21 protein-coding genes and 1 pseudogene are annotated in these 25180 nt (G+C 35.8%); 9 read left to right on the top strand and 13 right to left on the bottom strand.

All coding sequences use genetic code 11. From position 1 onward, the window contains the following. Positions 1-129: 129 nt before the first annotated feature. Both AC0L5Q_RS05345 and AC0L5Q_RS05340 read right to left on the bottom strand, forming a co-directional pair. Positions 130-1560, bottom strand: coding sequence for a sensor domain-containing diguanylate cyclase (locus AC0L5Q_RS05345; protein ID WP_473615228.1), 1431 nt, complete (start codon positions 1558-1560; stop codon positions 130-132). Positions 1561-1762: 202 nt separating this feature from the next. Then, positions 1763-2284, bottom strand: coding sequence for an NADPH-dependent FMN reductase (locus AC0L5Q_RS05340; RefSeq protein ID WP_473615224.1), 522 nt, complete (start codon positions 2282-2284; stop codon positions 1763-1765). 209 nt (positions 2285-2493) lie between these two features. On the opposite strand from AC0L5Q_RS05340, the gene AC0L5Q_RS05335 reads away from it, so the two are divergent. Continuing rightward, positions 2494-3387: a LysR family transcriptional regulator gene (locus AC0L5Q_RS05335; protein ID WP_473615220.1), complete on the top strand. Its 894-nt coding sequence runs from the start codon at positions 2494-2496 to the stop codon at positions 3385-3387. A 145-nt stretch (positions 3388-3532) separates the two neighbouring features. Here the strand turns inward: AC0L5Q_RS05335 and AC0L5Q_RS05330 are convergent, their stop codons facing one another. The 5 genes and pseudogenes from AC0L5Q_RS05330 to AC0L5Q_RS05310 form a co-directional block, all read right to left on the bottom strand. Further along, positions 3533-5050: a sulfatase family protein gene (locus AC0L5Q_RS05330; RefSeq protein ID WP_473615216.1), complete on the bottom strand. Its 1518-nt coding sequence runs from the start codon at positions 5048-5050 to the stop codon at positions 3533-3535. Between the two features lie 350 nt (positions 5051-5400). Then, positions 5401-7710, bottom strand: coding sequence for a CRTAC1 family protein (locus tag AC0L5Q_RS05325; RefSeq protein ID WP_473615212.1), 2310 nt, complete (start codon positions 7708-7710; stop codon positions 5401-5403). Positions 7711-8036: 326 nt separating this feature from the next. Next, positions 8037-8342: a Fis family transcriptional regulator gene (locus AC0L5Q_RS05320; RefSeq protein WP_473615209.1), complete on the bottom strand. Its 306-nt coding sequence runs from the start codon at positions 8340-8342 to the stop codon at positions 8037-8039. A gap of 705 nt (positions 8343-9047) precedes the next feature. Beyond that, a pseudogene (locus AC0L5Q_RS05315) lies at positions 9048-9233 on the bottom strand (transposase); the annotation flags it as partial. Between the two features lie 209 nt (positions 9234-9442). Beyond that, a complete protein-coding gene (locus tag AC0L5Q_RS05310; protein ID WP_473615205.1) occupies positions 9443-10333 on the bottom strand; it encodes a LysR family transcriptional regulator in 891 nt (296 codons plus the stop codon). 126 nt (positions 10334-10459) lie between these two features. On the opposite strand from AC0L5Q_RS05310, the gene AC0L5Q_RS05305 reads away from it, so the two are divergent. From AC0L5Q_RS05305 to AC0L5Q_RS05290, 4 genes are all read left to right on the top strand, one after another. Then, the gene (locus AC0L5Q_RS05305) at positions 10460-11446 is read left to right on the top strand and encodes a zinc-dependent alcohol dehydrogenase family protein (protein ID WP_473615203.1); all 987 of its coding nucleotides are present in this window, start codon (positions 10460-10462) and stop codon (positions 11444-11446) included. A 94-nt stretch (positions 11447-11540) separates the two neighbouring features. Beyond that, a complete protein-coding gene (locus AC0L5Q_RS05300) occupies positions 11541-11840 on the top strand; it encodes a DUF1330 domain-containing protein (protein WP_473615200.1) in 300 nt (99 codons plus the stop codon). Between the two features lie 101 nt (positions 11841-11941). Further along, complete coding sequence (locus AC0L5Q_RS05295; RefSeq protein ID WP_473615197.1) at positions 11942-12910, top strand: LLM class oxidoreductase; 969 nt, start codon at positions 11942-11944, stop codon at positions 12908-12910. Positions 12911-12937: 27 nt separating this feature from the next. After that, positions 12938-13741: an SDR family NAD(P)-dependent oxidoreductase gene (locus AC0L5Q_RS05290; protein WP_473615194.1), complete on the top strand. Its 804-nt coding sequence runs from the start codon at positions 12938-12940 to the stop codon at positions 13739-13741. A gap of 23 nt (positions 13742-13764) precedes the next feature. Here the strand turns inward: AC0L5Q_RS05290 and AC0L5Q_RS05285 are convergent, their stop codons facing one another. Then, positions 13765-13920: a hypothetical protein gene (locus AC0L5Q_RS05285; RefSeq protein ID WP_473615190.1), complete on the bottom strand. Its 156-nt coding sequence runs from the start codon at positions 13918-13920 to the stop codon at positions 13765-13767. 424 nt (positions 13921-14344) lie between these two features. Between AC0L5Q_RS05285 and AC0L5Q_RS05280 the strand changes: the two genes are divergently transcribed. Both AC0L5Q_RS05280 and AC0L5Q_RS05275 read left to right on the top strand, forming a co-directional pair. Continuing rightward, entirely contained in the window at positions 14345-14668 is a 324-nt protein-coding gene (locus AC0L5Q_RS05280; RefSeq protein WP_473615187.1) for a hypothetical protein, read from the top strand. Further along, positions 14661-15377: a helix-turn-helix transcriptional regulator gene (locus AC0L5Q_RS05275; protein ID WP_473615183.1), complete on the top strand. Its 717-nt coding sequence runs from the start codon at positions 14661-14663 to the stop codon at positions 15375-15377. Before AC0L5Q_RS05280 ends, AC0L5Q_RS05275 begins: the two co-directional genes overlap by 8 nt. Positions 15378-15446: 69 nt before the next feature. Here AC0L5Q_RS05275 and AC0L5Q_RS05270 read toward each other — a convergent pair whose 3' ends face one another. From AC0L5Q_RS05270 to AC0L5Q_RS05250, 5 genes are all read right to left on the bottom strand, one after another. Next, positions 15447-16067 (bottom strand): hypothetical protein, encoded by a 621-nt coding sequence (locus tag AC0L5Q_RS05270; protein ID WP_473615179.1) that lies wholly within the window; start codon positions 16065-16067, stop codon positions 15447-15449. Positions 16068-16138: 71 nt separating this feature from the next. Beyond that, entirely contained in the window at positions 16139-17089 is a 951-nt protein-coding gene (gene asd / locus AC0L5Q_RS05265; protein ID WP_473615176.1) for an archaetidylserine decarboxylase, read from the bottom strand. Positions 17090-17093: 4 nt separating this feature from the next. Continuing rightward, positions 17094-19910 carry a glycosyltransferase gene (locus tag AC0L5Q_RS05260; protein ID WP_473615172.1) on the bottom strand — a complete coding sequence of 939 codons (2817 nt, stop codon included), beginning with the start codon at positions 19908-19910 and terminating at the stop codon, positions 17094-17096. 1 nt (position 19911) lies between these two features. After that, positions 19912-21726, bottom strand: coding sequence for an aminotransferase class III-fold pyridoxal phosphate-dependent enzyme (locus AC0L5Q_RS05255; RefSeq protein WP_473615168.1), 1815 nt, complete (start codon positions 21724-21726; stop codon positions 19912-19914). A gap of 217 nt (positions 21727-21943) precedes the next feature. Then, a complete protein-coding gene (locus AC0L5Q_RS05250; RefSeq protein WP_473615164.1) occupies positions 21944-24256 on the bottom strand; it encodes a beta-galactosidase in 2313 nt (770 codons plus the stop codon). Positions 24257-24518: 262 nt separating this feature from the next. Between AC0L5Q_RS05250 and AC0L5Q_RS05245 the strand changes: the two genes are divergently transcribed. Together AC0L5Q_RS05245 and AC0L5Q_RS05240 are read left to right on the top strand one after the other, a co-directional pair. Further along, positions 24519-24941: a hypothetical protein gene (locus AC0L5Q_RS05245; RefSeq protein WP_473615161.1), complete on the top strand. Its 423-nt coding sequence runs from the start codon at positions 24519-24521 to the stop codon at positions 24939-24941. Next, complete coding sequence (locus AC0L5Q_RS05240; protein WP_473615157.1) at positions 24938-25135, top strand: helix-turn-helix transcriptional regulator; 198 nt, start codon at positions 24938-24940, stop codon at positions 25133-25135. Before AC0L5Q_RS05245 ends, AC0L5Q_RS05240 begins: the two co-directional genes overlap by 4 nt. The last annotated feature ends 45 nt before the right edge of the window (positions 25136-25180 follow it).

Here is a 25180-nt window from a genome sequence, read left to right as displayed (position 1 = left end):
TGTTATACACAAAAATATCATTGTTGAGAGACTAATATAACTTAGGAAAACAACGATACAGATTAAGGTTTTTGATAAATAAGAATTTTAATTCATTATCTAACATTCATTAACCCGAGTTGAGGTTAGTTACTCGTTAATTTCTATACGGTTACGACCATTTCTTTTAGCTTGGTATAAAGCGTTATCTGCTCTGTTTAAAAAGCTATCTAATTGTTCTTTAGGTTTATAGGCAGTAATACCAAAACTGATAGTTACTTTAGGTTCTATACTACTGTTAAGCAGGTTTTCTTGAATGCGTTCAGCCGTATGTTTTGCACCTTCGATAGATGTGTCTGCCAGCATAATAATAAACTCTTCGCCGCCCCATCGACACACAGCATCACTTTCTCTTATATAAAGCTTACACGCTTGAGCAACATACTGAATAACTTTGTCACCCGTTAAATGTCCGTAAGTGTCATTAATATTTTTAAAGTGGTCTATATCGAGTAAAACTAAAGTGAGTGGCTGCTTTTTCCTTTTACACTGTTCAATATTATTTAATAAAATAGGTTCGAAGGCTTGTCGGTTAAGGAGTCCTGATAGCTTGTCGATAGTCGCCATTATCACTAATTTACTTTGATAACGATTAAAAGCAATATGGGCAATAATTAATACACCTGCAGTAACCAGTAAACTGAGTAATATATTTATAATAAAAGCTTTGGTGAGCTCTTTCTCACTGTCTAGCACTCCCTGTTCTACAATTAAATACCAATTAAATTCTTCAATAAAACGGCTATTAAGATAAATTTTATTACCTTCATTTTGATAATGTATTGAGTTGGATGGAGTATTGAGAATAAATTCTGCGAGTTTACTGTTATTTAGTCGTTTTGAAAGTTGTAACTCGTTTTTAAAATTATCACCATGAAGCGTTATATCGCCTATTTTATTAATAAAATAAACGGTACGTTGGTAGCGTTGTTGGTAACTTTCGATGAGTTGTTTTACGGTATTTAAAGCCAGCCCAACTCCGGTAACACCAATAAAATTATTGTTATAATCGTATACTTTGTAATTGACAAAAACCGTCATGTTATTTGGATCAGCGGTGTCGTGATCGATATTTATTTCATAGTCTTGCGTGCTAGGTGTGTTTTTAAAGGAGAAATACCAATTATCTTGCGGATCGTTTTTTGATACTTTTTTAAGTATGCCTTTAGGGTGGTAATAGTTGCCACTTGCATTACTGACAAAATAGCTGGTTACAATATGATATTTGGTTTGAATTTCTTTTAAATATTTTACGACTTTTTCGGGATTATTTTCTCCATTTAATTTCCAATCACGAACAAAGGTGTCTTGTGCCATGAGTGACGAAATAAAAATAGGTCTAAATAAATCGTGTTGAATTTCAGAGTAAATATTGTCGCTAGTTAGGGGGAGTGAATCAGTTGAAATATGTTTTTCTATTGAGCTGCTCGCTACTTGATAACTTAACCAACTTGTTACAAGAAAGCCAGACAGTATTAAAATAGCGAGAAGGGAGCTAAAGTCTTTTTGTCTTTTGAGCATTAAGTATCCAAAGCAGTTAAAAAAACGCTATTCTGCAGGAATAATGCTCAAATACAAGAGAGAAAAATAAAAAATTAATTATTGAGTATTAATTTTCTATTCATTTGTACCCATACCTAATATGTAGTTTCAGGACGTCTGAGTGAATCTTGCCTCTTGATTAGTAACGGGTATAGGTAAACAATAAGCTTAAGTAAGTGATTTAAAGCTTGTTGATTATGCTAATTAATTCTTCATTTAATACTGTGTTGGTTAATTTTCCTGTTTCACTATCAAAATTATCGTAGAAACTCGGTACCGATAACGATCCTACAATATTAGCTTCAAAATGTGGTGCTGATGTTAATGCGCTATTTAAAACGTTTTTTGCGCCTCCTGGACCTGGTGATGTCGCTAAAGCAATTACGGCTTTGTTTTGATAAAGTTTTTGGTTTATTCTTGAAGTCCAATCAAATAAGTTTTTAAATGCCGCAGTATAAGTTCCATTGTGTTCTGCATAAGAAATAATAATAGCGTCTGCTTCTCCTATTTTTTGATAGAAGTCTTTTGCTTGCTGTGGCTGCCCGAGATCTTTTTCTCTGTCTTCACTAAAAATAGGCATTTCATAATCGTTTATATCAATAATTTCAATTTCTGCATTTTCAACTAAATTAGCGGCATACGTTGCTAATTTTTTATTAATAGAATTTTTACTGTTACTGGCTGCAAAGGCTAATAGTTTCATTATATTTTCTCTTTTCAATATGGTTATTTATATGGTTAAAAAGGTGATTAATTATTATTTAAAATACAAGTTTTGTTGCTATAAAGTTATTCTATATAGTTTCTATATAAAGATTAATGGGTTTAATGTGTAAACATTATTTCCAAATGACTTTTAATTGATTGGTGGTAGCGCTATTATTTTCTCATGAGAAAATAATAGGTTTAAGCATGAATAACAATCTTAATTTATTTGATGGCGTGGTGTTATTTACACAGGTAGTAAACAGTGGGGGATTTACCGCTGCGTCACTTATTAATGGCCATTCAACCTCATTTATTAGTAAAGAAGTTAATAAATTAGAATCGCGTTTAGGCGTAAGACTATTAAGTAGAACCACACGAAAAATAAGTTTAACACCAGAAGGGCAGGCGTTTTATCAACAATGTGAGCAAATGATCATAGATGCTGAGCAAGCTTTAGGTATTATTAATCAAGCGAATATTGAACCGAAAGGTGTGCTTAAAATAAGTTGTCCTATAGGATACGGGATGACTCATTTACAGTCTTCTCTTATGGAATATTCAAGGTTGTATCCTGATGTTAAATTAAATCTTGATTTTAACGACCGTAAAGTTGATGTTATTCAAGAAGGTTATGACCTTGCCATAAGGGCAACGCAATATTTAGAAGACTCAAGTTTAGTCTGTAAAAAAATAGCAACTTATAAAGCGTATACGGTTGCCTCTCCTCAATATTTAAAGCTACACGGAACACCACGAAAACCAGAAGATTTATCAACACATAAGTGTCTTAGCTACAGCAACCTTAAAAACCCGACTAAATGGAAATTTGAAACCCTAAGCGGGGAGGTTGTTCAAGTTGATGTGCCTGCCACTATATTGTGTAATAACGCTGAAATGGAATTGGCTATGGTATTACAAAATAAAGGTATAAGTCGTTTACCTGAGTTTTATATGGAAAAAGAGCTGAAAGAAAACAAAGTGGTTGTTTTGTTTGAAGATTTTAAGCAGGTTAATATTGATATTTACGCGCTATATCCTAGCAGAAAACACCTATCGCCTAAAGTTAGAAAATTTTTAGATTTGTTGGTTGAGGGATAATTTCAATCGTATTTTAGACTTGTTGATAAATAATGCCGTATGAATTTTATGAAATATAAGTACTCGCAATATGCATTTTTATTGCTATTAGATAAAGGCTTTTGATTATACAAAAGCCTTTTTAGTGGACGTTTATAGTGGTTGTTTAAAGTACAGGTGCAGTACGTTTACCTGAGTCTCTAATTTGCCAATATTTATTAAACATGGCTGTTACACGTTCTTTATAAGCCGATTTATTTACTAAGTTATTTTTTTCTTGAGGGTCATCTTTTAAATTATACAAAGCATGTATTTTACGTTCGGTTACGTTTCTGTTTGTTTGAATGATAATTTTCCAATCGCCTTCTCTCATCATAAGCTCTTTATTACTACCTGCTTGTTGCATTAATAGTTTACGTTCTTGGAAAGGTTGCCCTAAAAGTGTTGGTAATAAATTCCATGAATCTTTCGCTTGCTTCTCGTTTAATTTTACTTGGGTTAATGCAGCAATCGTTGCAACAATATCGGTGCCGTTAACTAAAGTGTTATTTACTGAACCTGCTTTTATTTTGTTAGGCCATACAGCAATAAATGGTACTCGGTGTCCACCTTCTAGAGCGGAGTTTTTTCTTCCGCTGTAAGGGCCTGATGAAAAATGACCTGCTTTTTGTTCAAATGGATTACCTATACCACCATTATCAGAAGTAAATATAATCAATGTATTATCATACTGATTTGTATCTTTTAACGTTTGAATGATTTGTGCCACTTCAATATCAAGAACACGGTTCATGTCTAAGTGATTTGTTGGGGTTGTGCCTGCTATTTTAATACCGTTAATTTCTTGAGGGGGTGTATGCGGTATATGTACAGCAGGGCTCCAGTAGTTTAATAGAAAAGGTTTTTTTCCTGCATTACGCTTTATAAAGTCAGTGGCTTTTTCTGCTAATAACATATTAAGTTTACGAGCATCCCAGTGGCTTTCTCCCATTCCAGGGCCTTTATCTGAAACAAACTTTTTGTCTAATGCGCTATTTTCATCTACATAAGCAATTTTTGAATCTTTGTTAAGTGGATACCATACTGAATTTTCATAAGCCAAATACATAGGGCCTTGAACACCAGAAGGAACCGTAAAGTCGTAATCAAAGCCTATTTCTTTAGGATTTCCTGCAATCCAACGGCTTACGTCAACCACTTTAGTTTTAGGGCCACCTTTTGCACCGCTATGTTGAGTACCGTCTTTTCTATTAAAGGTTCCTCCCATATGCCACTTGCCGATAAAGCCAGTGGTGTAACCTGCTTGTTTCCCTACACGGCCAATAGTTGCATCATCATCGGTAATAGCGGTTTTATCGAATGTGCTCCATACTCCCCATGGTTGGTATCCACGGTAGGTTGAATTACCACTCATTACTGAGTAGCGCGTTGGAGCACATAAAGCCGTAGGCGAATGAGCATCAGTAAATGACATACCTTGTGCTGCTAAGCTATCAATAGTAGGGGTTTCAGCTACAACAGGTTTATCACTGTATTGTCGATGAAAAGCACTAACATCACCTAAACCCAGATCGTCAGCCATAATAATAACAATATTAGGCTGTTTATTTTGTGCTGCTGATATTGTTGAAAAAGTACAACATAGGGTGATAAGTGTTAATTTTATTTGATGAGTAATCTTCATTTTTACCTAACTTATTAAATTATTTTTATTAAAGGATTATTGATAGTAGCAAGATGCATGATACAAAGTAATCTATATAAAATATGTGATTTATATATAAATTATCAGGTAAATAATATCATAAATAATTTAGAGGGTACTGATCTTTTAGCTTGAAGCTTTATGTAATGGGTATTTTATATGAGGGGATAAAGACGATATAAAAATTACTCGAGCAAAATCAATTCTTTATTGAATTTTTATAAAGCTAAGTTGATTAATTTAGCATTCAACTTAGTATAAAAAATTACTTTGAATTGATATCGCTCAAGTATTCTTACCTATGCATCTTCAGGGATAATGAGCATATTTTATTTTATTGTTTTACCATTCTTACTTGAATATAAAGCATTGGCTTTTACGTCGTTTAGAGTAACTATTTCACCATTACGCCATTGTATGCTGATGTTTTTAATTTGTTTTTCATCAGCTAAACCAAAATGTACTTTACTTAGTAAGCTTTGAGAGAATGATTCTCCGGCTGAACCAATTCGTTTGGTCAGTTGTTTACCTGAGGCTGTTGTTATTTTTACAACCGCAGAGTATGGATCTACATTTTGCTTAGGGCTATAACCCACATCAATTAATACATAGTTCCCTATATCAGGTGTATTGTTTTTATATAAATACCAGTGACCTTCTTCTTCACTGCCATTTAATAAATCAAGCTTACCGTCTAAGTCAAAGTCAAATGCTTGTCCCATGTCGCCATGACCCGGATCATTTGGATCTTTAGCTCCGTGGTAGGTGAGAGTTTCAAAAGAGTTATTACCGGTATTAATTAAGGCTAAATCGGCTATTCTTTCTTTTAAAAAACCATAGCGATATAAGAAAATGTCTTCAAAGCCATCATTATTTAAATCACCATGGGTAACTCCCCAATGGTCACCACCTTGTGGTAGGTTCCAGCTGGCTGGTGCATCAGTAAAAGTATCGCCTTGGTTTATTAATAATACGTCTTTCTCGTTACGGTTATTCGGCTTCCAGTCGTAGTCAATATCAGTCAAACCGGTTAATGAGAAGGTAACAGTCCAGTAAACGTTTTGTGTTCTAACCCATTCGGCTTTCCATTTTCCATTACCAATGTGCCCAATATACAAACCATTTTCTTTACGTTCTGTTGGCCATCCTTGTGCGCTAGCAGCTGATATGTCTAAAAAATCATCTGCTGTTTTCATTTCTTTTGGTAGTTGGCTAACTTGAAAGCCTTTTGCTTTCACTATTTTACGTTGTTTATTTTCGCCTAAGAATATGGCGTAACCACCATTATACTGACGATAGGTCAGCTCTAAGTCTGATAATTTAACGTTTCCTTTGGCATCAAAATTGATAACTGTTGTACCCGTTTCACCATCATCTCGTATATCTAATTTTTCTTTTTTCGGATCAAAATCAATTGATTTTCTTGATATTTGATAATGTGTTTTACCACGAGCAAAATAAAGATCTAATAAGCCGTCATTATTTACATCAAGGTTAGCAGAGGCAATAATGCCATCTTTTCCTCTGATAGAGTCAGGTAACCACTGTTTAGAAGCATCAGTAAAGGTTAAATCACCATTATTTATCCATAGTGAAGCAGGCGAGAACAATAAAACATCGTCTTTACCATCATGGTTAACATCAGTAATTAATGCGCGTTCCGAGTAAGCATCTTCTAAGCCTGCAATATTGATTTTTTTAAAAGTGCCATCACCATTATTAGTGAAAAATAATTGTTCTGGACCGTCATAATTGGGTGTTTTTGCGTTAAATAGAGCTACATCTAAATCACCATCAAGATCTAAATCTATCCAACGTGGTGAACGCCCCCTAGCTGGTGTTGTAATGCCTACATCAACAGAAACATTTTTAAATTCACCGTTGTCGTTTTTGAATAAGGAGTATGATGTTGGGCTAGTTCCATTAGCGCCACCTAAGGCTACCATTAAATCTAAATCACCATCGTTGTCATAATCACCAAAAGCTGAACCATGAAAATCTAATGGTCCAGGGAATAATCTTTTTATATCAACCGAATCGCCATTATTTGTTACTAATTGAGTAGGGATATGATTATGATTATTTAGTGCGAAATCGTAATCACCATCATTATCGTAATCACCAATTGATGGGCCACCATACTTGTAAGTTTTTTCTGTTTCAAAGCTTAATTCTTTTGAAATATCAGTGAATTGAGGTAAAGATAAATTATCTATATCTTCAAAGTGGATACTGTTGATTGTTATATTATTACTACGACCTGAAAAACGTAAATTTTGCTCACCTTTTTGATCAAAAATAACTAAAGCATTTAAAGTATGTGAACCTTGTGAAGGTATATCAAGGTTATCAACAAGTAGTTTGTTATTTGCATATAAACTTAAACTTCCATAATTTTTATCTACACTAACATTAATAATTATTTTTTTAATTAATGAACCATTTACTTGGTAAAGGGTTGAAAAGTCTTTTTGATTATTAATAAGAATTGGTTGAGTAACTAAATTATTAGTTTCTTTGTTTATGCTTGTTGTAGATTGATGTGCTGGCGGTAATACATTATTACAAGCGGAAATACCTAATATTGAAGCGCTTACTGCTAGGCAGATAAGAGTAGGCGATTTTATTTTTATATTCATTTTTAGTCCTTGATACATAGAATACTTTATTAAATTCGTTTTTTAGGGAGTTTGATAACGATTAATTTTTTAGAAAAGGCAAAGTGATTGATATGTAATTATTCTGTAATAAGTACACTATAGTCATACAACCCATGATCAAATTGCTATTAAATAGGGAAAGTAGTACGGCCTTTTGTAAAGGCGTTATTATATCAGCTTTTCTTTTGTTTTATATATACACTTGTTATTTTAAATATCAAGCTTGATGATGGCATTATGTGTTTTAGCAATTAAAGTCGCGAACTTGTGGTTAATTGCTACGGTTATTTATTATTAAACGGTTATTACTTCATATTTTCTTCGCTATCAAAACGAATATGTTGGGCTGGCTTTTTAATACTAATACCTAAGTTGTTTAAACAGGCTATTAGTGAATGAGTCATATGCGTTAATTCGTCTTTTTCTTTTGCATCTTCTAACGTGGCACTATCTTTAAACACGCAAATAATTTTTATACTTTGAGCAATGTTTGAAAAATTAACGGTGTGAGTCAGCCATTCAAAACCGCTAACCATAGTTTTAAATTCTTCACAGCATATCGTAAGGGCTTTAATTAATTCTTTCTCAAATTTTTTATCTTGTTTATTCATAGTTACCAGAGGAGCATTGTTTATAAAGAGGGGCGGGTGCATAGTAATTTCTTCAGCTAAAAACATCAATGAGATTAATGTTGTTTTGTAGTTAATAAAGCCTACTGGCAGGTTTTGTTAGTAGGCTTGTTGAATAGTACAACACGTGAACATCAAACGATTAGTCGGATTGATATTCATTTACGAACTTAATCAACTAAACAACCAGCGTCTTTAGTGGAAAATTACATAAGTTGTACCACCCAATTGCTATGGTCACTTTATGCGTTGACTCGCTAATCCTAATGCCTACTTCAAGTTCATAGATGATAGTTAAATGTTGTCTTTGTAAGATCACTTATGCTACAAAACGGTCTTAATTTAGGTGTAAATTTATCAAAATAAATAGTCTGCTTAGATATCAGACTGTGTGAAAACTATTTTTAATTGGCATAATTCAATAATATCAGAGAGAAAAGACTCTGTAGATTAAATCATGTTGTAAGTTTGGTGCCAAATTACTTATTAATTTACGTAGCGTGACATAAAAAATTTACGCTGGGAGTTTTCACACAGCCTGATGCGAAAGCGGACATTAACATCAATGGGTTTTCGAGCTGTTTTTAGTGTTCATTAGACGTTGAGCTACCTTCATCTTGATAGTCAACAAAGCCGCCTTTGTGGCAACACCATTCAGTTAAGCATGTTTTCGCTGAATGGTGTTGGCCTATAAATGGCACTCCATGCGCCAAAATAAGGTGGAAGGTCTCTCCATAGAATACCTGTTCGCATCTTATAAAGTATGGCTTAAAGCGTTTTTCTATATTCTGGTTTAGTATAAATCCGACCACTGAGGTGCATAGCTCTGGATAGGACATTCCACGTCTCATCTGTTAACATTAATCTAGGCATGTAGGTTTGGCATAAAGTTTTCTTGGCGAATTCAATTATACCTCATCTTCATTCCGTCTACTTTTTATACAGTAAAGTTCAACACGCCCTAGCACTAATGCTAGTCAGTTAAGAAGATTAATACATCTTTAATGCATACGATCTTGGTCGGTGCTTTACCTCCCTTCGATTAGTTCTCTCTAAATTGAAGGGAAATACTTATAAATAACTTATTCCCAGTAAGGGGTATTCCCAAAATATTCAGTAAAGTAATCGATAAAGGCTCTAACTTTTGGGGCAAGTAGCCTAGAACTAGGATAAACAGCCCAAATAGCCGTATCGCTAGCAAGAGGATATTCGTTAAGTATTTGGATGAGTTCTCCATTCTGTAGGTGTTTATAAACACTCCATTTAGAGCTTATGGTAATACCTAAACCATTAATACAAGCATCTCTTACAGCTTCCCCATTGTCGGTTCTTAAATTACCTTTAACTTTAATATTCACTTGTCCATTTGGGGTATGAAAGGCCCAGTCATCCAATCCCATTAATGTAATACATTGATGAAGATTCAATTCTTCTGGAAATTTTGGCTCGTCATTTTTTGCTAAATAAGTGGGCGATACACACAAAATTCGGTTGTCGGGCGCTAATTTTCGCGCAATTAAACTCGAATCCTTCAATTCAGAATTACGAATAGCAATATCAAACCCACCTTCAACTAGGTCAACAATGGTATCTGAGAGTTTTAAATCAACATTTAAGTCAGGGTATAACGTTAGAAATTTTGTTAGTGCAGGCAATATATGCATTCGTCCAAAAGAAGCAGGCGCAGCAACGCGTAATGTTCCTCTGGGGAATGCGTTACCCGCACCGACTGAAGCTCGTGCTGCTTCAATGCTAGAGATCACATCTTCTGCGTGTGGAAGAAAGGCTTCCCCTTCTTCCGTCAGTGATACTTTTCGAGTCGTTCGATGAATTAATCTAACACCTAACCCTGCTTCTAATTTATTGATATGAGAACTAGCTACTGCGGGAGATAACCTTAACTCGCTTCCCGCTAAGCTAATGTTATGTGTCGCTGCAATTCTAATAAAAAGTTTAAGATGTTCAATATTCATTATTATCAATAAAAACTATAAAGTGATTCTTTATTCAAGTCTATTATCAAAGCAACCAATAGTAAATATACTTACCTCATTAAATAACACCTATAAATAAATGACGTATCCAACAAGGAAAATCTCATGAAAGCAATGATTATAAAAAGTTTTGGCAGTTCAGAAGTATTTGAAGTAGCAGAGATAGCAAAGCCTGAAATTAAAGCGGGCCATGTTTTAGTTAATATTAAAGCGAGCAGTGTAAACACTGTAGATACCATGATACGTCTAATGGGTAATGATTTACCACTTGCACCACCATTACCCGCAGTCTTAGGAATGGACTTTGCGGGAATCGTTGAAGCTGTAGGCGAAGGTATTACTCAGTTTTCAGTTGGGGATGAAGTCTATGGTTGTGCTGGTGGGTTAGCCGATTTACCTGGGACCTTAACAGAATACATAGTGGCTGATGCTAATTTAATCGCTAGAAAAGCAAAAAATTTAACCATGCGAGAAGCAGCTGCAATTCCATTAGTAGGCATTACCGCTTACGAAGGATTAACGCGTTCAAATACAAGCAAAGGCCAAAATGTATTAGTACATGGTGGCTCAGGAGGTGTTGGGCATATTGCTATACAACTGGCTAACTATATGGGTGCTAATGTTTTTGCTACCGGTGGTGGTGACAAACAACTAGCATTAATTGAAGATCTTGGCGCAAAAGGCATTAATTACAAAAGTGAAACAGTTGAAGAGTACGTTGCTAAATATACCGCAGGTAATGGTTTTGATGTGGTATTTGACTCTGTTGGTGGCGAAAACATGACAAATTCATTTAACGCAGCATCGTTAAATGGGCAAGTTGCCTCAACGGTTGCTATGGTGGAATTAGATTTAAGTGTGGCACATTTCAAAGGACTTTCATTGCATGTTGTTTTTATGTTGATTCCTATGTTGCATAACTATAAACGTGAAGCCCATGCTCACATTCTTAATACATTAACTGAAATAGCTGAAGCTGGGGCTTTGCGTCCAGTGTTAGATGAGCAAAGCTTTAGTTTAGAAGAGGCTGGTAAAGCACACGATCGCCTTTCAAGTGGCCAAGGCATGGGTAAAGTGGTTGTAGAAATTTAAGGAGCTATTATCTTAAATTCAACATTTGAACATATTGGTTAAAGCCCTTTGGTGGGGTTGCCAGAGAGCCTTAATATAAAAAACATTAGGAAAAATGATGACTTATTATTCAATGATAGAAGTAACACCAACCGATGAAGATTGGATACCTGTTTATGTTGCTCCAACTAATGCCATAGTCACTAAACACGGTGGCAAGTATATTGCGCGAACAGCAAACCATGAACGCTTAGAGGGTGAAGGCGACAATGCAGCGCTTCGCGTTATTATTGAGTGGCCGTCGAAAGAGTCAGCAATAGCCTTTATGGAAGATCCTGAATATGCTCCTCACCTGAAAGCACGTACTGCAGGCTCGATTAGTCATCATTTTCTTATTGAAAGCGTTGATGCTTAGCCTAAGTTATTATTCGTCAGAATTGAATAAATTAACCATTTAATTCTGGCGTATTTTATTTCGGTAAACAGGCGAAAAAATGAATAAAAGTGGAGTTTTAAATGCAGTCCTCAATAGAACAAATGGATTTTGACTCGGTAAATCGAGGTTATAATCGTATTTTCAAACCTAACCGATTAAGTATTGGTTTAGTCATTCCGATAGAAAATTACGCTGATAGCAATGTGCCTACAATGGAAGATCATATTGAACGTATACAGCTCGCTGAAAGCTTAGGGTTTGCTTCAATATGGTTACGAGATGTTCCTTTCGACGTACCTACATTTGGTGACGCAGGACAAATATTCGACCCTTTTGTTTATTTGGGTCTGTTATCAGGTATAACGACTAACATTACCCTTGGTGTATCAAGCATTGTATTACCTATCAGGCATCCAGTTCATGTGGCTAAGGCCGCAGCAAGTGCCGATGTATTTTCAAAAGGACGATTAGTTTTAGGTGTTGCCTCTGGTGATAGGCCAGAAGAATATCCCGCATTGAATGAATCGTTTGACGATCGTGGTTATCGTTTTCGAGAAAGTTTTACTTACATAAACCAAATGTGGCAAGACAAACCACAGTTTGATAATCATTATGGACAGCTTAATGGCAGCATGAATATGTTACCTAAACCACTGTCAAAAAAGCTTCCTTTAATTGTTACGGGAAGTAGCCAACAAAATATGAGTTGGATTGCTGAAAATAGTTATGGTTGGATGACTTACCCAAGAAAGCTTGAAGATCAGTCTCATGTTATTAATAGTTGGCAACAAAAAGTGAAAGAGGCAGGAAGAACGGCTCAACCCGTAATGCAGCCACTTTATCTTGATTTGGCTGATGATCCAGACTTTCCCCCAACACCTATTCATTTAGGTTTTAGGATTGGAACTCGTCACCTTATCACCTATTTAACCTCGTTAGAAAACATAGGTGTTAATCACGTTGCACTTAACTTACGATTTAATCAATTGAATATTTCCGCAACGTTAAAACGTATTGCGGATGAAGTACTACCTAATTTCACTGCGTAACTTGTTACTATTTTAAGGGAAAACAACATGAAAAAAACAATCCTAATCACGGGTGCAACTGACGGCATTGGCTTAGAGGCTGCGAAACTTTTAGCGTCTAATGGGCATGATTTATTAATACATGGACGTAATGTTGAAAAGTTAAACTCAGTTAAGAACCTATTGGCTGCAATACCAAATGCAGGAAGCATCAAGGGTTATTTAGCGGATTTTTCTGTCTTTTCAGATGTCACAAAACTTGTCAATAATATTAAGAATGAACATAAAAATCTTGATGTACTTATCAATAATGCGGGGGTATTTAAGTCAAATAACTCAATGACACCTGAAGGATTAGATGTACGATTTGTAGTTAATACTGTTTCGCCATATATCTTGGCGCAAGAACTTTTACATTTACTTGGGAATTCAGGGCGAATTATCAACCTTTCTTCGGCCGCTCAATCGCCTGTAAATATCCTGGCATTACTTGGAAAAGTAAAACTGAGTGATATGGAAGCTTATGCTCAAAGCAAATTGGCTATTACCATGTGGAGTAAAGTACTTGCCGAAAAATTTGGCGAAAAAGGACCTACAATTATTGCCGTTAACCCTGGATCTTTACTCGCCTCAAAAATGGTAAAAGAGGGATTTGGTGTTGAAGGACAAGATTTAAGTATTGGCGCGGAAATATTGAAACGTATGGCACTAGAAGAAAGTGTTTCCCAACATTCAGGTCAATATTTTGATAACGATAGTGGGCAGTTTTCTCAGCCACACCCAGATGGATTAAACCTAAAAAAATCAGAAGAGGTTGTAGAAGCAATAGAAATTATTATGAATAAAGGCTAACGTTCTATTTTACTTTATGCTCATTACGTCATCGAATCTTTAATAGCTAAAACAAAGCTCGAATTATTTGATTGAAGTAATACCTCACCTAATGATTTTAATAACTCAACTTCAAGCTCACTAGCAACACTATCACTACCATCAAGGACTTGAATATTTATACTCGATTGCTTACTCATATATTCACCTAGTTAGAAAGCTAAAATATGTTGGCTAAAATTATCGCGGTACGAACGATGGTTAACTTGCCAATTATTTGTGTTATTTTCCGTGATTTATCGACACGTTCGATTTAGTGTTTATTTAAACCCAAAACGAGTGTAAATAAAATATAAACTAGAATATAACCTCTGTCTATTACTAAAAGTAAAGTATGTTATTTTTTATTTTTCTGGTTATTACTATGTTTTTATCTTTATTTTTTAATTATTAATCAGCGCTTACATATTTTGAAGTTAATGCTTTAGTAAAAAATAAAAACACTGCTGACAGGTTTTGTCAGGAGCCCTATCTCATAATACAACTCGTAAATATCAAACGATTAGTCGGATTGATATTTATTTACGAACTTAATCAAATTTAAATTAAAATAAAGGAAGTATTATGCAAGTTGTCGAAATTATTACATTTAAACCAAAAGCGGGTGTAAGCCATGATGAAGTGGTTGCAGTAAATAAATTAGCTTTAAAAGAAATAGAAAAAATTGAGGGCTTTGAATATCGTTCGTTATCTGTTGATGAAACGACTAATACATGGACTGATGTTATTTATTGGCAAAATAGAGAAGTACAAAAAAAGGCAGGTGAAATTTTTATGCAATCTCCTACCTGTAAAAAGCTGATGGATATTATTGAAAAAGAGTCGACGAGCATGCAGCTAGGCGATATTCTGTATTCAACGTGTACTGAAGCTGAAAACTGTGGCTAAAGCCGATCGATTATTAAAAATAATAACGCTACTAAAAGGACGACGCACTGTTATTACAGCGCGTCAACTTGCTGAAGTTGTTGAAACCTCTGAGCGAACTATTTATCGCGATATTCAGGTGTTGCTTGATACGGGCTTTCCTATTGAAGGTGAAGCTGGCGTTGGTTATCGGCTTCAACCTGGTTTTGAAATTCCACCTATTATGTTTACCGCAGAACAACTATTAGCTGTACAGCTAGGTTTAAAAATGGTGAAAGGGTGGACCGATAAAGACCTTGCCATTGCAGCTGAACAAGCAAGGCTGAAAATTGAAGCGGTGTTACCTGAACGCCTAAAACAAACGAACGTTGAAAATAGCTTATTAGTTCCGTCTTATTTTCTTGATTCATCAGCATCTGATTATTCGCTTACTATTCGTAAAGCTATAAAGCAAAATTTTGGTTTAACCATTGATTACATAAGAGCCGATGGCGAACATTCTACTCGCAGTATTCAACCTTTAGGTTTAGTGTTTTGGGGGCAAAAATGGACCTTAATATCATGGTGTTTATTACGGGAAAACTATCGTGAATTTAGATTAGATCGCATACAAAAATTAAACGTAGATGACGTGGTGATAACGCCTAACCCTAAGGTAAGTTTAGATAATTATTTATTACGATTAAAAAAACAGTATGCTGATTGTGAGGTGTTTAATGAGAAAAAGTAAAGCGTTACAGGGCCTGTTAAAAGTACACTCTACTTTTTCATATGTTTTAACTATTGAATTAATTAACGCTTAACTTGCCTTTGGCGTTTCTTCATACCAGTCAGTCATGTCGTCGTACATTTCACCTTTCATTAGATGATAAACCGATTTGTGGTAAATTTTTATATCATGAAATGGGTCTGTTAAAATTTTAGTAAACCATACCAAACCTGATTGAACGCCCATTAATTTAAATAGGTGTACGGTTCTAAATATTACGGCACCAAAACCTACTACTAACCAAATCATTGCCATGTTGTTGATGAAGCCCATTACTTCGGTGTGTTCTTGCATCATGCCGAAAAATGACGGTTCGAAAAATAAAATAACAGGAATTAAGGCCCAGATAGAAAGTAGCACGACTTTACGTTGTAAGTTGTAGCCGACTTTTACACTTTCTTTATGTTCGTGCGTGGCTTGGTTTACTTGGTCGTAGGTTTTAGGTTCAAAAAAGAAATGGCCTGTTTGACGAAGTGTCATTGCCAGTAACCAACCTACTAAAGCGGCGGCGGCAGGGTAGTAAAATACCAATACGTAACTTGCTAAAAAACAACAAGCGCTTAGCAAATGTAAAAACTGGTTGATGCGGTTGTGGTGATAAAAACGGTGATCATCCCAGCGTTGTTTTTGTAGTTCGTCGTAAAATTTCATAAGTTTCCCATTTATAAAGTAAGTGAATAAAGTTAGTTTATGTTTTTAATGCAATGTGTTGTTTTAAAGCTTTACTGTGTTACTGCACTTGCCGTTGTTTTAGTGTTTTCTGTTGAGTTATTTCCTTTATTTTTTGTGTCAGACATTTTGTGGCCACTTAACAAGGCTTGTCCCATATTTACACGTTGCCCATTTTCTATGCCTTCACAAAACGTATAGTTTTTTGTGGCGAATAAAATAATGGTTGAGCCGTGTTGAAAATATCCCATTTCGTCGCCTTTACTAAAACGAGCATTACAATGAATGTAATTAGGCCCTTTGTATTTAATGTCTAAGGGTTTAGGTAAGAAGTTAAATTTCATGCAGGCCACTAAAATTGCAGCAACAGGTACTAAAGTTATGCTGTTATCTGGATCGTCTGTTTTAAGTTCTATAACGGCGCGTTCGTTTTTACAAAATAGGTTTTCAACACGCTTTAATGCAATAGGGTTCACATTCCATGTATCGCCTGAAATGTAATTCACCTTTTTAACTGAGCAATCTACGGGGGCATGAAAACGGTGATACATGCTTGATTTAAGCCTAAGAGTGATAAATTTTCCGTCACGGTATTTATTAATTAAATGAAAGTCAGGTATTAGGTCATTTAATTCGTACGGAAAGCCTTTTGCTTGAAACACCTTAGTGCCTTCAATATTTCCACATGCGCCAACAATGGCATCGCAAGGACTGGTGACTATGTTTTCGTCAGAATCTATTGGGCGTAAGCCGTCTTTCAACTCGCGCGTAAAGCAGTCTTGTAGGCTTTTAAATCGTTGCTTTTTTGCGTCATTTAATTGTAAGTCGTCGGAAAAAGCAGCCCAAAGCGCGATAGATACTTTAGTTAATATGGGGTTTTCTATTTTACTGTACCACCCCATAAATTGTGTTAACCAACGTCTTGGAATACGGTTGGTAATTAAAAAATTTAATTGTTCTTTTGTGGTTAACGTGTGAGTGAACTTTGTTGTTACTTTTGTCATGGAGTTAGGCAACCGTTTTCTCTTGGGCGTATGCGTTTTCAGATGAACTGTACTGAGGTTCAGCGTCAGCTTTGGTGGTGGTGTGCGTGTTATGTTTATTTGTTGGATATCCCGATGGAATATCTAAACCTAAGTCACACATAAACTGATGCATAATAGGTTCTGCTTGATATTCTGAAGCTCTTATTAAAGCATTGTTTTTCATTACATTACGTTGTGTGTTGTTGCTGTAAAACTCCACTACTTTGTTCGCCATTTCATTAATATTTTCAACTAAATAACCATTTTTGTTATGTTGAATAATATCTTTTGGCCCTTTGCAGTTATAAGCGAGTGTTGGCATACCGTGCACAAAAGACTCTAAAATTACGTTGCCAAAGGTGTCAAACTTTGACGGAAATATGAATAAGTCGAGTGTTAAGTACAGGGTTGAAAGTTGCTCTTTACTTTGCCATCCTAAAAATAGCGCTTCAGGCAGTTTGTCTTGTAGCTCTTCAGTTGCAGGGCCCGAGCCCGCTATAACAAGGCGTAAATCAGGTATGGCTTGTTTAGCTTTTTCGAGTATTTTGGGTAAGTCGAATAAGCCTTTTTCTTTGCTGACTCTACACGCAATAAATAAAATAGGTGTGTCGTCTGTAGCATCGGCAAACAGGTCAGATTTTTTCATGGGCTTGGCATTAGCATTTCTTGGCTGTGTATGGTGTGCAGTTAAAAATACCTTGCTGGGTTCTAGCTGCATTTCATGATCCGTTAGCCATTCTTTATGCTCGCTGTTTAATACAAAAATACCGTCGTATCTATTATATAAAGCACGTAATAAACGGCGTACTCGGTCGCGTTCGTATTGTGTTAAGTCAGTGCCGTGCTTGATAAAGTCGATCCAATCGGTGTGCATAAAAAAGTAACAAGGCACATTAAACATTTGTTGAATAAACAACGACACAACTGCCATAGGCCCTTCGGTAGAGCAAATAATACGGTCGTAACCGCCTTCGTAAAATATACGCGCTATTTCCATTAAGTCAGGAATACGTATTTCTTGATCGCCATAATGAGGAACCGAAAACGTTGAAATAGGACGCACTACATAAAGGTGTGGTTCTGGTGCAATATCGGTATGACAAATTAAAAAGTCGATAGGTAAATCGGCTTTTTGAATTTCTTTTAACTTGCCTGATAACGAGTTGGATACACCATTTTTATCGCGTAATGTATCGGTTAAATACAAGGCTTTATTTTGATGGCGATTTTTACCTAAGTGGTCAGCAAAACCATTTAATAAATTACGGTTTTGGTATAAAACACGTGTAGACGCTAAAGTTGCTCCGGCTAAAAAAGTACTAATAAGTAGTGGAAATGAAAGGTGGTCGAGCAGCTTTTCAACCTTCACATTACTCATGTTGTCTTTTTTTACGTTGTTACCAAAAAATAGTGCTGTAAGTTGGCTAGGTACTTCAAATTTACGGGTTATTGCTTCGGTAGAAATATTAGTTAGTTTAGGGCCTTTGTTATGGTTAATAGTTTCTTCGATTTTAGTGGCCATTAATTTGTTTAAATACGCGAATAACTTGCCAATAACATCGTTAACGGTACTTACAAATTCTTCTGGAGATTTATGTTTACTGTCGGCTATTTGTTCTAAATAATTAAAACAAAAACGATAGTTTTTAGAGGTTTGCCATTTAATGAGTTTGTTGGGTTTTTTACCTTGAAGTGCGTCATGAATAAACTGGAAGAACTTCATCGCTTTTTTGTTTTTTTGCATTTCTAACAAAAAGTTACTTACTACAAAACAACCTATTTTGTCCCATGCTGAACCTCTGTGCAGCATTATGCGTAATAAGCCGGGGTCGGTTATTTTGGTTGCCACTTGCGAAAAATAATCGAGCAGGGCGATATTGAGCTTTTGGTTTTCACCTATTTGACCAAAAGGCGATACGTTGCCTTCTCGTAGAGCTTCAAGAGCGAGAGCAGAAGGTTTTTCGGTTTCTAACCTTTTAGCTAAATTAGGAATATAAAGATTTGAGCCACATTGCCCTGCAAAAATACCTGTATGGTCGTCGGAACCCCCCGTTAAAATTTTAGGTTTGTTGGGATCAACCGCAAAATCAAAAGGGTTTAAGTTGTGTTTTTTAGCGTACGAGAGTATTTTTTCTGCCGTTAAACTTTGCGCCCAATTTAAGGTCAGTACACTTTGCCATAAATCGCGCTGACCATTTAACACTTCAAAGCGTTGAAACATTACCGCGAGCTTTTCAAATAATGAGAGATCTATTTTTTCATTTTTAGTATAAAAATAGAGTGGGTGAGGCATTATTACCGGAATGTCGGCTTGTGCGGTGTAACGAAGAAAGTCATAAATATTTTGACGTTTTTCGTTTAACTCAACTTCTTGTTCTTTAGTAAAGCCATAAGTTAATACATGAATGTATAACTCGTATTCAGGAAAGTAACAGGTAAATTCGGCGGCAACTAAAACATCAATACCTTGGTCTAGTAGCTTCCAACATGAACGCGCATTATTATGGTTACTTACTGTGATCACATCCATGTTGTTCTTTTTAAGTAAGCTCACGAGCTCTTTTGTTTTTAGCCATGTTTCAGGTAAACGTAATATACGGCCCCACAATTCATCGGGCACGTCGCTGTTATGGTCATGGCAATGTAAATCTATTTTTAAACAGTTTTCACTGTCGAATCGATTGATTTGAGAATCTAAGTAGTCGTTGTATTCGTTTTGTAACGACTCCCTGAAATTACTTTTGGTAACGTGCTTCTTTAATGGTTGCTCTTTATTTATGGCGTCAGTGATTTGAAGCATATTAAGATACCTTCTTTATTGTTGTGTTTTTCGTTTCAGGTTTGTAGGTTAATGGTTCTTTAATGGGTTGGATGTTAGTTGTGTTTATTACTGACGTATTAGGTAACCTTGAATCTGCCTTTAAAGAAATACTTTTAATAGGGGAAGACATAATGTTAGCGAGAACAGGAAACATATTTGTTAACATGTCGAATAAGAACTGACGCTTAATTTTTTTGTTAGTAAGCTCTGCTGACTGCCACCACCAACCGTCGTTTTTCATGCTAAGCGCAGCTTGAACAAAGCGAGCCATAACTTCTTCAAACTCTTCATCAGTAAAGTTAAAGCTCATGATCATTCTGCCAGATCCTAACCAACTCATTTCTAAACCTGCATTTTTTAAATAGAATTGCAGCATCCAGTTGTATCGACTGGGTTTAGTGTATAAAACCGATAAAATGCTATGCATATTAGTAATTTTGAGCGGTAAGTTATTGGCTTGTAACTTGTGGTTAAATTTTTCAACGCGTTTGTTCCAAACACTTTCAATGCTTTGGTAAATGTTTTGAATTTCAGGCGATTGAATACGATTTAAAAACTCGTTCATAGCACCCATTACATAAGGATGAGAGTTGAACGTACCTCGTGCGAAAGACACATCAGCGGGCGCGTCTTTTCTAAATCGTTTCATTAAATGTGATTGCCCAGCTAATACGCCTACAGGCAAGCCTCCTCCTAAAGTTTTACCGTAGGTCACTAAGTCAGCTTGTACATCAAAATAGCCTTGTGCGCCTCTGTAACCAAGTCTGAACCCTGTAAATACTTCATCAAAAATAAGTACGATGTTGCGACGGTTACATATTTCTTGAATATTTTTAAGCCAAGCTGTGTACTGTTTTTTATTGAAATTAGTGGCTCTGTCGCTGGCGATAAGTGTTGAGTCTGAGCCTGAATCAGAGTTTGGATGAAAGGCTTGCAATGGGTTTATTAATACGCAAGCAATATCGTTTCTGGTTGATAACACTTGTAACGCGTTTTCACTTAAATCAGCTAGGGTATAAACATCGTTTACTTTGCGACGATTACCTACACCGGGTTGTACGCCGTCCCACCAGCCATGATAAGCACCACAAAAGCGTACTAAATGTGTTTTTTTAGTGTGGTAGCGCGCTAATCTAACGGCTTGCATAACGGCTTCAGTGCCCGACATGTGAAAAGACACTTCGTCTAATCCTGAAATACGTTTAATTAACTCGACGTTTTCACCAATAATAGGGTGATACGAACCTAAAACAGGGCCGAGGTTTTTTACTTGTTCAAAGCCTTTGTCCATACAGTCTTTGTAGAAGTCGTAACCAAATACATTGACGCCGTAAGAACCCGATAAATCAAAACGCCAGTTACCATCTAAATCTTTTATTTTTGTCCCTTGGGTTTCGTCGGTAATAGAGCCTAACTTAAAGGCTTTAGGTAATAATTTTTGAAAAGGAAAGGGGATGCGGTAATTGCTGGTAAATTGAATATCAGAAATACTTTTTTCAAGTTTATTACAGTAATCAATGGTTTTAGAACAATTTTGATTAACGTTTGTTGCTAAATTGTATAAAGCCTCTTTACGCTGCAAAGCAATGTGCTCTGGCGCGCCATCGCAACTAAAATAGTGAGATTCATTATATGAAAAATAAGGTATTTTACTGGTGATTCTGCGCGACCATTTACTATGACCACGTAATGATGGGTGTTTAGCTCTAGATAGCTGTAAACGTATTCTAATACGGTTTAATAGGTAAACTATAATTACCGCAAATAGACTGTATAGTAAAAAATTCTCTTTCATTGTTAGTCTCAACTATTCCTTTAGCTTTGAGATTACCAATGATATTTGAAGGATTTATTTCAGATATATGTCGTTTGTGTAACAGCTTTGTTTTAGATACATGACAAAGGTGATAAAGGCGAAGCGTTAAGATTAAATGGAATGAAATAAATCATCAAAGTAACTTTGGGGTAACATTACCTTGATGATTGTTTTTATTACTTATATGCAGCGAGTATTACTTACCAAATCGTCGTTGGTAAAGTTCGCTGTTTATTTCTTTAGTGGCATCTACCATAGCTTTGTATGGAACATCGGCAATAGTAACAAACCCTACGTTGTAGTTTTCGCCATCGTAAGCTCTACCTGTAAGCGGTGAATCAATGTATTGAAACCAATGTGCGCCAACAAAGTACGGATTGTCTACTACGGTTCTCATATATTCTTTGTACATACGCGCTCTGTCTTGTTGATCTGAAGCGAGTATTAAACCAGGGTGATATAAGCCGGTATCGCTTGTTGCGCCAATATGGTATTCACCAATAATACTGGGCATATCGGTTTCAGCTAAAAATTCCCATGCTTTTTCGTGTAGGCCTTCTTTGTAATAGTTGTAGCTCATTACGTTAACGTACTTTTTAGCCGCTTTTACAGCTTCAGGTGTCATCCCCCAATGCGCCATACGAACGCCCATGTACATATGATTAGGTAATACTTTTTCTAATGCGTTGTGTACAATTTTAAAGTATTGAGTTGCGTAAGCTTCTAATAACGTTGAAAAATCAGCAATCATCTCATCGGTTAAATCACCTACTTTATAACCATTGCTGAGTGTTTCCCATGAATCAAGCTTTGTATTCCAAGCGGTATTAAGAGATTCAATAGAGGTGTATTTTTCTTTTAATAAACGATTAAATTCATTTTTAGTTGGGCTGTCTTTATCTTCAATTGATAAGGTATGAATAACTATGCCGTAGTGACCACGTTTAGTGCTTATATTACCCCAGCTTTTTTCGTTATCAACAAAAACACCTATACACCAAGGGTTGTTTTTTACTTCTTCAGCAATAACTTGAGTAGTTAGCTCTGCTCTGTGTTTAAATTCAGGATCGAATGGATCTGGCATGGGTGACCAAACATCATGGCCTGAAGAAACGGTTTTAAAGTCACCAATTATCCAGCCATTAGCAAAATAAGGGATGCGATCCATTTGATAAAATTCGGCACCAGTCCAGTTACCAGTAGAAGTAAATCCCCAGTTTTTAAAACGTTTAATGGTAACATCTCGCCATTTTTCATTGTACGAATCGGGATAAGTTTCACCATAGCGTCTTTCTAAATTAGCTTGGTAAAAGCTGAAGGTTTCACCATGGTGAATAGGGCCACGATGTACAGAACGTCGGTAACTGTAATGGTTAGCCAATTCATCGTCGTAGCTAGGTAACCAAGTAAATAAGTTATGACGAACGTCTGATGAAATATAACGTGTTTTTTGTGCTTCTTTTGATACTGGGCGAATACCTAAAGAGTCTTCAGGCGTTACATCGTTTGGATCGATATATCTAACCGAATCGTCTTTAAAATCAACACCTGTAGTTGTAGTGGTATTAGCAATACGGATATTGGCTAAGGCTGAAGAGAAAAATAAGTAACCTTCAGGATCTACCATGGCCCATTTACCATCAACTTTTTCAGTTCTAAAGTAGCCTGTACCTTCTAGCTTAGGTCCGCTTTTCCAACCACCAAATTTAGAGCGATCGGCCATAGGGCCTTCTTTTTCTAATGTCGCTAATTCAGCATCAGCTAGTGCTTTTAACTGTTCCTCAGATTTTACTTTGTTAGGAAAATCTATTTTAGCGTTTTGACCGAACTTGTCAGTTATACCAACTAAATAGCTAGGGTCAATTTCAGGGTTTTCTCTTAATCTTACATTGTCGATGATCAAGCTTTTATCTTCATTCATCGTGTCTACGTTGTAAGTAATGCTAACAATATTTTCAAGTTGTAGTTTTTTTCGGCCATTTTGCCAAAACATTTTTTGATCAGTTGACGTCCATGCTGGTGGATCTTCACGTAAACCGCTATCAAACTCTAATTGTTCACCCTTCAATTCTGCATAGTATGTTCCGCTAGAGTGAGCAGGAATACTAACGCTACGTCTATGAAACCAGCCGCTGTTATCTTTAACGGTTAAATAAAGGTGTACGGATACATCGCTAGGGTTAGTGATATCAGTTGCTAAATTAAAAGCATTAAGTTGACTCCAGTCCCAAGGCTTTTCTGGCTGTAAAGTTACTGATGCTTTTTGCTCTGTGGAATCAAAATCAATGTTAAGAGCTTGCTTACCTTTTGTTACGCCACTATTTGATATTTGCTTTATTACAGCATTTTCACTGCTTACCCATGATGGAATATTTTGTTCGAAGTCTGCAATTAATACATCACTAGTCGGAGATACTGTGTTGGTAACCTCTGTTGTTTTATCGTTACCACAAGCCCCTAATAATAGAGACATGGGTAAAAATACGGAATACATTGTTGTGTTTTTCATGCTTATTAACCTAATCAGCTTATTGGGTAAATCTATAGCGGTGTATCACTAGTAAATTTATTTGTTTATTGGTGAAAGTTGACAATCTACCACGTAGCTTGATTATTTGGCAATAAATTTAAATGCAAATATCAACATCTAGAGGAAATCTCAAATACAATTATTGATATCTAGCAGTTTTAAAAAAAGTAAAGTTCACTTTACTTTTTGTTTGGTTTGTTTTATCTTAAAGTCAAGTTTGCTTTACATTAAGGGGCGCAATATGAAAGACATGATTAATTGTATTATGGGTAAGGGGCTACCAAAACGTGATCTTAAAAACTCTATGAGAGCTAATGTTTGGGCTATATTATGGACGCTGAGTTTAGGTATGTTCACGTATTTAACAACCGTAGAATGGTTTAATACTGCAACGGCTATCATGTGCTTTATAGTGAATCTTGCTGTTGGAATTAAACTTGTTTTATCGTACAAGTATTTCCTAATTTACCTCGATGAAATGGAAAGAAAAATCCAACTTGACGCATTAGCTTTATCGGTTGGGGTTACAATCGTTAGCTTTGCTAGTTTATCTATTCTTGCTAGGGGAGGTATTATTGGTGAGGCTAAGACATTTCACTTAATTATGATACTAAGCCTTAGCTATATGATTGGTATTGTTGTAGGACGAGTGAAATACAAATGAAGAATAGGTTAAAGGCTCTTCGTGCTGAATTGAATTGGACACAAGCAAATTTAGCTGAAAAATTAGAGGTCTCTAGGCAAACGATTAATGCGATCGAAAAAGGAAAGTTTGATCCTAGTTTACCGCTCGCTTTTAAAATATCTCGATTATTTGGAATGGTAATTGAGGAAATATTTCAAGACGAAACGAAATAGTATTACACAACCTGTTTACAAGTAGGTTGTGTAACACGAAGAGCG

This window comes from Pseudocolwellia sp. G5-9 (genome assembly GCF_055808995.1).
The sequence above is the reverse complement of the archived record's forward strand: the minus strand, read 5'-3'. Positions and strand labels throughout refer to the sequence as shown.